This is a genomic window from Cellulomonas algicola (assembly GCF_003851725.1).
GTDB classification, from domain to species: Bacteria; Actinomycetota; Actinomycetes; order Actinomycetales; family Cellulomonadaceae; genus Cellulomonas; species Cellulomonas algicola.
The window spans coordinates 1-10,841 of sequence record NZ_BHYL01000070.1 but is presented as its reverse complement, the minus strand read 5'-3'; the positions used below and the strand labels follow the sequence as shown (position 1 = coordinate 10,841).

The window sequence follows — 10,841 nt, the reverse complement described above, 5'->3', positions numbered from 1 at the left end:
CCATGGCGGAACTAAGTGTCCTGTCAACTGTGGTCGCGATCCCAATTCTCCGGATCCGTTCACCGGTCTTGCTTCCGTTGCGGAAGGTAAGGTCGGCGGCAGGACGCGTCGTGCCACGATCGCCACGACCGAGACGCCGGGGAGCGGAGGAGCCGTGGTCGCAGACGGACCGGAGTGGGCCGAGGGCGGCAGCGAGCTCCAGGTCGCCCTCGAGGTGCTGCTGCGCGGACCCCTGTCGCGCGCCGAGCTCGCCCGCCGGCTCGACCTCTCGCAGCCGACCCTGACGCGGCTCACCAAGGACCTCGTCCGGCGCGGCCTGCTCGTCGAGTCCGCCGCGCGCCCCGGCCGCGCCGTCGGCCGCCCGAGCCAGCCGCTCGACGTCGACGTGACGTCGCACCACTTCGTCGGGGTCAACCTCGCCGTCGGCACCGCGCACGCCGTCCTCGTCGACATGCGCGGCACGGTCGTCGCGACGCGCTCCGCGGACCTGCCCGAGGACGACCCGGACGCGGTCGTCGCGGTGGTCGGGTCGCTGGTCGACGCGGTCGTCGCCGCGGCGCCGTCGGGTGCGGTCCCGAACGGGCCCACGGGCATCGGCGTCAGCCTCGGCGGGCACTCCCCCGACGGCACGACCGTGCACCTCGCGCCCTTCCTCGGCTGGCACGACGTGCCGCTCGGCACGCTCGTGCGTGCGCGCACCGGGCTGCCGACCGTCGTCGAGAACGACGTCGCCGCCCTCACGTCCGCGGAGCACTGGTTCGGCGCCGGGCGCGACGTGCGGACGTTCGCCGTCGTGACGGTCGGCGCGGGCGTCGGCTACGGGCTCGTCGTGCACGACCGCCTCGTGCGGCACGCCGACATGGGGCTCGGCCTCGTCGGCCACTTCCCCCTCGACCCGAACGGCCCCCTGTGCCCCGAGGGCCACCGCGGGTGCGCGGGCGCGATGCTCACCACCGAGGCGCTCGAGGCCGAGGCCGCCGTCGCGCTGCGCCGTCCGGTCGCGGTGGACGAGCTGCTCGACCTCGCCCGGGACGGCGACCCGGCCGCGCGGCGCATCGTCGACGACGCGGGCCGTGCGCTCGGCCGGCTCGTCGCCGCGGTCGCGAACCTCACGATGCCCGAGCTCGTCGTCCTCACCGGCGAGGGCGTGGGGCTCGCGGTCGTCGCCGGCGACGCGGTGCGCGCGGCGGTCGCCGCCGACCGGCACCCGCAGGCCACGCCGGTCGACCTGGTCGTCGAGCCCGGCGACTTCTCGCAGTGGGCGCGGGGGGCGGCCGTCGTGGCGATCCAGGACTTCGTCCTGCGCAGCCGCTGACGCTCGCGCGCGCCGGTCGACACCGACATGGATTGCCGTTCCCGTGCGCCGAACGGCATCCGTGTGGGTATCAACCCGTCCCGACAGCTCGGAACAACTCCCCCTTGCACATCTACTTTCCGAAGTGGAAACTACTCGCATGACGGAGAACGAGACGACCCCCGCACCCACGCCGGACGAGGCCCGCGCGCTCCTCGCCCGCTCCGCCGCCGCAGCCGGAACCCTGCGCGCGAGCGGTCAGAACCGGCACGCCCTGTGGCTCACCGGCCACGCGGCCTCGACGTTCATGTTCTTCGTGGGACTCTCCACGATCCCCGACGACACGGGCGCCCTCACGCTCGCCGGCGCGTACGGGCTGACGCTCCTCGTGCTCTCGCTGGCGTGGCTCCGCGGCGCGCCCGTCACCAAGCAGGGCATGGGCCTGCGGTGGGTCGCCGCGGTGACGACGTGGGGCGTCGTCTACGCGATCGCGCTGGTCGTCGGCCTCACCTGGCTGCGCGAGTCGGTGCTCTGGTGGCTCGCTGCCGCGGTCCTCGCGACGTTCCCGCTGGCGCGCGGGGCCTGGCGCGAGGCGCAGGCGTGACACCGCCGCTGCCCGGCCCCGACGCGGTCGGCGAACCGGCGCGCGCCCGCCTCGACGAGGTCATCCACTCCCCCGTGCGACTCTCCGTCGTCGCCGCGCTCGCCGCGACCGACGAGGCCGAGTTCGGCGCGGTGCGCGACGCCGTCGAGATCAGCGACTCCGCGCTCTCCAAGGCCGTCACCGTGCTCGAGCAGGCCGGGTACGTGAAGGTCCGCAAGGGGTACGTCGGCAAGCGTCCGCGCACCTGGCTCGCCCTCACCCCTGACGGCCGCACGGCCCTCCGCGACCACCTCGCGGCCCTCCGCGCGATCGCCGGCGACTGACGAGCGGCGGCCCGCGACGCGGCCCGCGCGTCCGTCGAGCGGGCCAACGACGTCAGCTCAGGACCGCACCCTTCGACGCGGACTGGACGAGCTTCTGGTACTTGCCCAGGACGCCGCGCGTGTAGCGCGGCTCGATCGGCGCCCAGCCCTCGCGACGCGCGGCGAGCTCGGCGTCGTCGACCAGCAGGTCGAGCGTCGCGTGCGCGACGTCGAGCCGGATCCGGTCGCCGTCGCGCACGAACGCGATCGGTCCCGCGTCCACGGCCTCGGGCGCGATGTGGCCGACGCACAGGCCCGTCGTCCCGCCGGAGAAGCGGCCGTCGGTGATGAGCAGGACGTCCTTGCCGAGCCCGGCGCCCTTGATGGCCCCGGTGATCGCGAGCATCTCGCGCATCCCCGGCCCGCCCTTGGGGCCCTCGTAGCGGATGACGACGACGTCGCCGGCCTGGATCGTGCCGTCCTCGAGGGCGTCGAGCGCCGCACGCTCGCGCTCGAACACACGCGCGGTGCCCTCGAAGACGTCGGAGTCGAAGCCCGCCGACTTCACGACCGCCCCTTCCGGCGCGAGCGAGCCGTGCAGGATCGTGATGCCGCCCGTGCGGTGGATCGGGTCGTCGAGCGCGCGCAGGATCTTGCCGTCGGGGTCCGGCGGGGCGATGTCGGCGAGGTTCTCCGCGACCGTCTTGCCCGTGACCGTGAGGCAGTCGCCGTGCAGCAGGCCCGCGTCGAGGAGCGCCTTCATCAGCACGGGCACGCCGCCGATGCGGTCGACGTCGTTCATCACGTACCGGCCGAACGGCTTGAGGTCGCCCAGGTGCGGCACGCGCGCCGCGACGCGGCTGAAGTCGTCGAGCGTGAGGTCGACCTCGGCCTCGTGCGCGATCGCCAGCAGGTGCAGCACCGCGTTCGTCGAGCCGCCGAACGCCATGACGACGGCGATGGCGTTCTCGAACGCCTCCTTCGTCATGATCTGGCGCGCCGTGATGCCGCGGCGCAGCAGCTCGACGACGGCCTCGCCCGAGCGGCGCGCGAACTGGTCGCGGCGACGGTCCGCCGACGGCGGCGCCGCGGAACCCGGGAGCGACATGCCCATCGCCTCGGCGACCGACGCCATCGTGTTCGCGGTGTACATGCCGCCGCACGCACCCTCGCCCGGGCAGATCGCGCGCTCGATCCGGTCGACGTCCTCCTTGCTCATCAGCCCGCGGGCGCACGCCCCGACGGCCTCGAACGCGTCGATGATCGTGACGTCCTTCTCGGTGCCGTCGGACAGCTTGACCCAGCCGGGCATGATCGAGCCCGCGTAGAGGAAGACGCTCGACAGGTCGAGCCGCGCGGCCGCCATGAGCATCCCGGGCAGCGACTTGTCGCAGCCCGCGAGGAGCACCGACCCGTCGAGCCGCTCGGCCATCATCACGGTCTCGACCGAGTCCGCGATGACGTCGCGGCTCACGAGCGAGTAGTGCATGCCCTCGTGGCCCATCGAGATGCCGTCGGACACCGAGATCGTGCCGAACTCCAGCGGGTACCCGCCGCCCGCGTGCACGCCGTCCTTGACCGCCTTCGCCAGCCGGTCCAGCGACAGGTTGCACGGCGTGATCTCGTTCCACGAGGACGCGACGCCGACCTGCGGCTTCGCGAAGTCCTCGTCCCCCAGCCCGACCGCTCGCAGCATGCCGCGCGCCGCCGTCGCCTCCAGACCGTCCGTGACCTGCCGCGACCGCGGCTTGATGTCGACCGTTCCGTCCTGCGTCGTCGTCATGAGCCGAGACTAGGCAGCACGCGCCCGCCCGGCATCCGCCTCGCCGGGAACGCCCTTCGAGATCAGACGGTGCGCCACGGGTCGACGACCGCCAGCCCGTCGACGCCCGCGAAGTCGCCGACGTTCCGCGTCACCACCGCGAGGCCGCGCTCCAGGGCCGTCGCCGCGATGAGGCAGTCGCTGTACGGGCGACGGTCCGGCACCGACAGGGACGCCGCGCGCGTCGCCACACCGACGTCGACCGGGACGATCCGGCCGTCGAACTGCACGAGCACCTGCGTCGAGAGCCACTCGCGCAGCCGGGCGGCCTGCGCGGGGTCACGCCGGGCGACCGAGAGGATGCCGACCTCGATCTCGTACACCGTCATGACGGAGATGAGCAGCCCTGCCGCCTCGTGCCGTCGGACCCACGCGACGACCGACGGGTCGGGCTCACGTCGGCGCAGCTCCGCGACGACGTTCGTGTCGAGGAGGTAGGTCACAGGTCGACCGGTCGCGGCGAGAGCTCGACACGGCCCGGCTCGAACTCGATGGCGTCGTCGCCGCGCAGCGCGTCGGCCAACGACGGCCGCGGGGTGGGCGCGCTCAACCGGTCGAACTGCTCGATCGTCAGGAGCACGTGCGACGGGACGCCGCGGTCGGTGATGACGACAGGCCCGTCCGACGCGGCTCTCTTCGCCGCCGAGACGTCGTGGTTGAACTGACGTGACGTCATGGTGGTGGTCATCGCGCGCTCCCCTTGTAGGTACGTACCTACGATACCGGGGTCGCGCCGGCGGCTCCAGACCTCCCGGCGTCAGCGGGTGACGCAGACCACCCTGCGCCGGGCGGGTGCTGTGCGGCCGTGAGGCTCATGCGCGCGCCTGCCCTGCCGATCCGAGGGCGACGGGACCGTGCGGTCCTCGTCGCGTGCGGTCAGCAGCCCCGCCGCACCGCGCCGCGTGCGCACAGGACCGAGGACCCGGAGGCTCGATGACCGCGTCGGACGTGACGCCCGGTCGCGCCCCCGTTCCGGGTGTCCTCACCTGGCGGCGCTTCCTCGTCGCCGGACTCGCGCTGACCGCGGCCGTCATGGTCGTGCCGGGCTGGACCGGCGAGGTGCTGTGGGACGTCGTGCCCCTGCTGGCGTGCGCCGCGATGGTCGTCGGGATCCGCCGGCATCCCGGCCCGCACGCCCGGGCGTGGTGGTGGCTCGCCGCCGGCACGGCGTGGTGGGCGCTCGCCGACCTCGGCTGGACCGCCTGGTACGCGGCCGTCGGGGGCGACGCGGACCTCGTCCCGTGGTGGTTCGACATCGTCTACATGGCGACCTACCCCCTGCTCGTCGTCGGGCTGACCCGGCTCCCCCGCAACTCGCTGCGGTCCCGCCACGAGAGCGCGACGATGGACGCCGTCGTCGTGGTCGTCGGCACCGGCCTCCTGTACTGGGCGCTCGTCTTCCGCAGCTTCCTCGGGCCCGACGCGCTCCAGGACGCGGCGCACCTGGTCTCGGTGGTGTCGCTCGGGGCGGGCCTGGGTGTGGTCCTCATGGCGTCGCGGCTGCTGTTCCGCTACGGCGGGCGCAACGGCGCGTACGCGCTGCTGGGCTGCGGCGTCGCCGCGTCGACGGCCGGCGACGTCCTGTACACGCTCACCCTCATCGGCGACGGCAACCCGGGCATCTCGGTGCTCGACACGTCGCTCACCGAGGGCGTCGGCAGCGCCGCGTGGCTCGTGTGGTTCGTGCTGTTCGGCGCGGCCGCGCTGCACCCGGGCGTCGCGGGCTCCCCCGACGCCGAGCCGAGCCGCGGCCTCACGCTCGCGCGCGGCGTCGTCTTCTTCCTCCTCGCGTCGCTCGGGCCCGCCGCGCTGCTGCTGACGTTCCGCGTCGGGTCGACGGTGACCATGCCCTGGTCCGACCTCGCGGTCCCGGTGCTCGCGGTGACCGCGCTGTCCGCGTTCCTCGTCACGCGCCTCGTGGTCGGCACGAGCACCGCGCAGCGCCGGGCGATCCAGCTCGACCGGCAGGCCGCGGAGCTCGCGCGCGCGCTCGACGAGCAGAGCGCGCTCCAGAAGCTCCTCAGCCACCAGGCCCAGCACGACCCGCTGACCGGCCTCGGCAACCGCACGCGGTTCACCGAGCGGCTGTCCGCGCCGGACCGCCGGGGCAACGGCGAGCGCGCGGTGCTCATGGTCGACCTCGACGGGTTCAAGACCGTCAACGACGACCACGGCCACCACGCGGGCGACGACCTCCTCGTGCAGGTCGCGCGGCGGCTGCGCCGCGTCGTCGGCGGTGACGACACGCTCGCCCGGCTGGGCGGCGACGAGTTCGCCGTCGTGCTGGAGGACACCCACGAGTCCGACGCGCGCGACGTCGCGACGCGCGTGGTCCGCGCGCTCGGCGAGCCGTTCGTCGTCGACGGGCGGACGGTCCGGATCACGTCGAGCGTCGGCGTGCGGCTGGTCGACGCGTCCGTCGAGCCGCAGGCCACGCTGCGCGACGCCGACCTGGCCCTGTACGCCGCGAAGGCCGCCGGCAAGAACCAGGTCCGCCTGTTCGACCCGAGCCTGCGCGTGGCCCAGGACAGGCGCTCGCACCTCGCGGAAGGGCTGCGGCACGCGGTCGAGCGCGACCAGCTCGTCGTGCACTACCAGCCCGTCGTGTCGCTCGGCACCGGCCAGGTGCAGTCCGTCGAGGCGCTGCTGCGGTGGCAGTCGCCCGACGGGCTCGTGATGCCGGACGGCTTCATCCCGGTCGCCGAGGACACCGGGCTGATCGTCCCGATCGGCGAGCACGTCCTGCGCCGGGCGTGCGCCGACGTGCGGCCGTGGTTCGAGCGGCACGGCGTGCGCGTGCACGTCAACGTCTCCGCACGTCAGCTCCGCGAGCCCGACGTCGTCGAGCAGGTGCTGCGCGCACTGCGCGACGCGAGCCTGCCCGGGCGCGCGCTCGTCCTCGAGATCACCGAGACCGCGCTGCTCGCCGCCGAGGAGCCGGAGGCCACCCTCGTCGAGTCGCACCTGTCCCGCCTGCGCGAGCACGGCGTGCGCGTCGCGATCGACGACTTCGGCACGGGCTACTCGTCGCTCGCGTACCTGCAGCGCCTGCCGGTCGACATCGTGAAGATCGACGGCGCCTTCACGCGGTTCGCGGCCGAGCCGGGCGAGGAGGGCCGCCGTCGGCGTGCGCTCGCGAGCGCGATCGTCGACCTCTGCCGCAGTCTCGACCTGCCCGCGGTCGCGGAGCAGATCGAGACCGACGACGAGGCCGACGCGCTGCGGGCGCTCGGCTGCCCCGAGGGCCAGGGCTACCTGTTCGGACGCCCGGCACCCCGGGAGGCGATCGGCGCCCTGCTCGAACGCCCTGCCCGGCTCGGGTCGGTGCCGACGCCCCGGACCGCGCAGGACGCCGCCCGCCGGCCGGTCTGACGCCGTCGGACCGCCCGACCGCAGCGCCGAGGCGGACCTGGCGCGCGGTGGCGCCCTGCGGGATGCTCGGTCCAGACGCCGCGACGGGCGACGGGGAACCGCGGGCAGGTGGGTCGGATGGGCGACTTCAGCATGGGCACGTCCGAGGTCATCGCGGGCCTCGCGCTGACGGCGTCGATCATCTCGCTGCTCATCTCGTGGCGGAGCGCGCACCGCAGCACCAAGATCACCACGTACCGCAGCGCGACCGACCTCACGCTCGACATCGACCACCAGTTCGTCGAGCACCCCGAGCTGCGGCCGTACTTCTACCAGGGCCGCGAGCCGGCCCCCGACGACGCGACGCTCTCCGCACGCGTCGACGCCATGGCGGAGCTGATGCTCGACTGCTTCGAGTGCATCTGGGACATCCGCAAGACGTACTCGGAGTCCGACCGCATCTCGTGGGGCCACTACATCCTCGACATGCTCGGCACGTCGCCCGCGATGGAGCGCATGTTCGCGGAACGCCGCCCGCAGGACTGGTACCCCGCGCTCGACGACCTCCACCGCCTCGCCGACGAGGGCCGGCTGCGACCGCGCTGGACTCGTCCCTGGGCCTTCCGCCGCAGCACGGCCACGGACGCCCCGTCGGAGCCGCTCCCGGTCGCGTCGACGGAGCCGTGAGGTGGGCACGTCCGCCGAGCAGGTCCGACCGCCCGAGCCCACGCTCGTCCGGCTGAGCGAGGTGCCCGCTCCGGTCGTCGAGGACTTCTACGTCCGCATCCTCCAGGCGACGTTCCCGCCGGACGAGCTCGAGCCGTTGGAGTCGCTGCAGGAGTCGCTCGGGGAGACCGGCGACGGGCTGCTGGCGCTGGACGCCGACGGTGGCGTCGTCGGCGGCCTCGTGCACGAGCACTACGTCGACGGCGCCGTCCAGCTGCTCGCCTACCTCGCGGTCGACCCGGCGGGCCGGGCGCACGGCCTGGGCTCCCGCCTGGTGCGGGAGGCGGTCACGACGACGACGGCCACGCTCGTGCTCGGGGAGATCGAGGACCCACGGTCCTGGCCCGTCACGCCGACGAGCGACCCGCCCGCGCGGCTGCGCTTCTGGGACCGCAACGGCTCCCGCCTGCTGCCGCTCCCCTACGTGCAGCCCGCGCTGCGGCCCGTGCTCCGCCGCGTGCGCGACCTGCTGCTCATCGCCCTGCCGTCGCGCGGGGACGACACGGCGGAGACGGTGCCGGGTCCGCTCGTCGCGGCGTTCCTGCGCGAGTACTTCGCCGCGTCCGAGGGCCGGGCCGACCCGGCCGACCCCGACCTCGCGCGGCTCCTCGCGGCGTGCGACGTCGAGCGGCTCCCCCTGTGGTCGCTGGACCGGCTCGACGTGGTCGGCTGAGCGGGACGGCGTCGGGCGCCCGTCCGGGCCGCGCGGCGCGTGCTGCGGGTCAGGCGCGGCGGATGCGGCTCACGTCGCGCACGGCACCGCGGTCGGCCGACGTGGCCATCGCGGCGTACGCCTGGAGCGCGGGCGACACGTACCGGTCGCGGTTCACCGGCTGCCACGGGTTCTCCGACGCCTCCATCTTGGCGCGGCGCTCGGCCAGCACCTCGTCGGGGACGTTGATGCGGATGAGGCGCGTCTCGACGTCGATCTCGATCTCGTCGCCGTCCTCGATCAGGCCGATCGCGCCGCCCGCCGACGCCTCCGGGGAGACGTGCCCCACGGAGATGCCCGACGAGCCGCCGGAGAACCGGCCGTCGGTGATGAGCGCGCACACCTTGCCGAGCCCGCGGCCCTTGATGAACGACGTCGGGTAGAGCATCTCCTGCATGCCGGGGCCGCCCGAGGGGCCCTCGTACCGCACGACGACGACGTGTCCGGGCTGCACCTCCTTGCGGAGGATCTTGTCGACGGCCTCGTCCTGCGACTCGCACACGAGCGCCGTGCCGACGAAGTGGAAGAGCTCGGGGTCGATGCCCGCGGTCTTGATGACGGCACCGTCCTCGGCGAGGTTGCCGCGCAGCACGGCCAGCCCGCCCTCGACGGTGTAGGCGTGCGCGACGTCGCGGATGCAGCCGTTCGCGGCGTCGGTGTCGAGCGACTCCCAGACGTTCGACGTCGAGAAGGCCTGCGTCGTGCGGACACCGCCGGGCGCGGCGTGGAAGAGGGCCAGCGCCCGCTCGGTCGCGCGGCCTCCGCGGATGTCCCAGTCGTCGAGCCACGCGCGGAGCGTCGGCGTGTGCACCGACGTGACGTCGTGGTCGAGCAGGCCTGCGCGGTCGAGCTCGCCGAGCAGCGCGGGGATGCCGCCCGCGCGGTGCACGTCCTCCATGTGGAAGTCGGGGTGGTTCGGCGCGACCTTGGACAGGCACGGCACGCGGCGGCTGATCGCGTCGATGTCCGCGAGCGTGAAGTCGAGCTCGGCCTCCTGCGCGGCGGCCAGCACGTGCAGGACGGTGTTGGTCGAGCCGCCCATGGCGACGTCGAGCGCCATCGCGTTGGCGAACGCCGCGCGGTTGGCGATCGAGCGCGGCGCGACGCTGTCGTCCTCGTCGTCGTAGTAGCGGCGGGCCAGGTCGACGATCGTGCGTCCGGCCTCGAGGAACAGCTCGCGGCGCGCGGAGTGCGTGGCGAGCGTCGAGCCGTTGCCCGGCAGCGACAGGCCGAGCGCCTCGGTGAGGCAGTTCATCGAGTTGGCGGTGAACATGCCCGAGCACGAGCCGCACGTGGGGCACGCGTTCTCCTCGACACGGCCCAGCGCCTCGTCGGAGACGTTGTCGTCCGCGGAGTAGTTGATCGCGTTGATGAGGTTGAGGTGCGTCGTCGCGACACCGTCCGCGACGACCGCCTTGCCGGCCTCCATGGGCCCGCCCGACACGAAGATCACCGGGATGTCGAGCCGCAGCGCCGCGTTGAGCATGCCGGGCGTGATCTTGTCGCAGTTGGAGATGCAGACGAGCGCGTCGGCGCAGTGCGCGTTGACCATGTACTCGACCGAGTCGGCGATGAGGTCACGGCTCGGCAGCGAGTAGAGCATGCCGCCGTGGCCCATCGCGATGCCGTCGTCGACCGCGATGGTGTTGAACTCCTTGGCGACGCCGCCGGCCTCGCGGACCGCCGACGCGACCAGGTCGCCCATGTCCTTGAGGTGCACGTGCCCCGGGACGAACTGCGTGTACGAGTTCGCGATCGCGACGATCGGCTTGCCGAAGTCCTCCGACGTCATGCCCGTCGCACGCCACAGCGCGCGGGCGCCGGCCATGTTGCGGCCGTGGGTCGAGGTACGAGAGCGCAGTGGACGGCTCATCGCGGCAGTTCTCCTTCGAGGGGACCTCGTCGGTGCGGCGGGGCAGGCGGCAAGGCGGCGGCAGGTCGGACGGCTACCCGGCGGTAGCGCCTCGTCACAGTACGCCGCCGCAGGCCAGGGGCCGGCCGACGTCCGCACCGTGGTCCACGGACGACGG

General features: G+C 73.7%; 10 protein-coding genes. 6 read left to right on the top strand and 4 right to left on the bottom strand.

What is annotated here, in order from left to right:
* The first annotated feature begins 154 nt into the window (after positions 1-154).
* From CTKZ_RS05470 to CTKZ_RS05460, 3 genes are all read left to right on the top strand, one after another.
* On the top strand, positions 155-1,315 hold the full coding sequence (locus CTKZ_RS05470; protein ID WP_124342001.1) for an ROK family transcriptional regulator: 1,161 nt from the start codon (positions 155-157) through the stop codon (positions 1,313-1,315).
* Between the two features lie 139 nt (positions 1,316-1,454).
* Complete coding sequence (locus CTKZ_RS05465) at positions 1,455-1,898, top strand: hypothetical protein (RefSeq protein ID WP_124342000.1); 444 nt, start codon at positions 1,455-1,457, stop codon at positions 1,896-1,898.
* Entirely contained in the window at positions 1,895-2,221 is a 327-nt protein-coding gene (locus CTKZ_RS05460; protein ID WP_124341999.1) for a winged helix-turn-helix domain-containing protein, read from the top strand. Before CTKZ_RS05465 ends, CTKZ_RS05460 begins: the two co-directional genes overlap by 4 nt.
* A gap of 52 nt (positions 2,222-2,273) precedes the next feature.
* Here CTKZ_RS05460 and ilvD (CTKZ_RS05455) read toward each other — a convergent pair whose 3' ends face one another.
* From ilvD (CTKZ_RS05455) to CTKZ_RS05445, 3 genes are all read right to left on the bottom strand, one after another.
* Positions 2,274-3,983, bottom strand: a complete 1,710-nt coding sequence (ilvD, locus tag CTKZ_RS05455) for a dihydroxy-acid dehydratase (RefSeq protein WP_124341998.1) — start codon at positions 3,981-3,983, stop codon at positions 2,274-2,276.
* A 62-nt stretch (positions 3,984-4,045) separates the two neighbouring features.
* Positions 4,046-4,465, bottom strand: a complete 420-nt coding sequence (locus CTKZ_RS05450; protein ID WP_124341997.1) for a type II toxin-antitoxin system VapC family toxin — start codon at positions 4,463-4,465, stop codon at positions 4,046-4,048.
* Positions 4,462-4,710, bottom strand: coding sequence for a type II toxin-antitoxin system prevent-host-death family antitoxin (locus CTKZ_RS05445; protein WP_124341996.1), 249 nt, complete (start codon positions 4,708-4,710; stop codon positions 4,462-4,464). The genes CTKZ_RS05450 and CTKZ_RS05445 overlap by 4 nt, the downstream gene beginning before the upstream one ends.
* A gap of 245 nt (positions 4,711-4,955) precedes the next feature.
* Here CTKZ_RS05445 and CTKZ_RS05440 point away from each other — a divergent pair, with 245 nt between their 5' ends.
* From CTKZ_RS05440 to CTKZ_RS05430, 3 genes are all read left to right on the top strand, one after another.
* Positions 4,956-7,394: a putative bifunctional diguanylate cyclase/phosphodiesterase gene (locus tag CTKZ_RS05440; RefSeq protein ID WP_124341995.1), complete on the top strand. Its 2,439-nt coding sequence runs from the start codon at positions 4,956-4,958 to the stop codon at positions 7,392-7,394.
* Between the two features lie 117 nt (positions 7,395-7,511).
* Positions 7,512-8,060, top strand: a complete 549-nt coding sequence (locus tag CTKZ_RS05435; protein ID WP_124341994.1) for a hypothetical protein — start codon at positions 7,512-7,514, stop codon at positions 8,058-8,060.
* Between the two features lies 1 nt (position 8,061).
* Positions 8,062-8,772, top strand: a complete 711-nt coding sequence (locus CTKZ_RS05430) for a GNAT family N-acetyltransferase (RefSeq protein ID WP_124341993.1) — start codon at positions 8,062-8,064, stop codon at positions 8,770-8,772.
* A 49-nt stretch (positions 8,773-8,821) separates the two neighbouring features.
* Here the strand turns inward: CTKZ_RS05430 and ilvD (CTKZ_RS05425) are convergent, their stop codons facing one another.
* The gene (gene ilvD, locus CTKZ_RS05425) at positions 8,822-10,684 is read right to left on the bottom strand and encodes a dihydroxy-acid dehydratase (protein ID WP_124341992.1); all 1,863 of its coding nucleotides are present in this window, start codon (positions 10,682-10,684) and stop codon (positions 8,822-8,824) included.
* Positions 10,685-10,841 lie beyond the last annotated feature (157 nt).

What these genes read in the sequence shown, in the direction of transcription:
- CTKZ_RS05465 (WP_124342000.1), top strand. Translation starts at nt 1,455, where the DNA reads ATGACGGAGAACGAGACGACCCCCGCACCCACGCCGGACGAGGCCCGC.
- ilvD (WP_124341998.1), bottom strand. Translation starts at nt 3,983, where the DNA reads ATGACGACGACGCAGGACGGAACGGTCGACATCAAGCCGCGGTCGCGG.
- CTKZ_RS05445 (WP_124341996.1), bottom strand. Translation starts at nt 4,710, where the DNA reads ATGACCACCACCATGACGTCACGTCAGTTCAACCACGACGTCTCGGCG.
- CTKZ_RS05440 (WP_124341995.1), top strand. Translation starts at nt 4,956, where the DNA reads ATGACCGCGTCGGACGTGACGCCCGGTCGCGCCCCCGTTCCGGGTGTC.
- CTKZ_RS05435 (WP_124341994.1), top strand. Translation starts at nt 7,512, where the DNA reads ATGGGCGACTTCAGCATGGGCACGTCCGAGGTCATCGCGGGCCTCGCG.
- ilvD (WP_124341992.1), bottom strand. Translation starts at nt 10,684, where the DNA reads ATGAGCCGTCCACTGCGCTCTCGTACCTCGACCCACGGCCGCAACATG.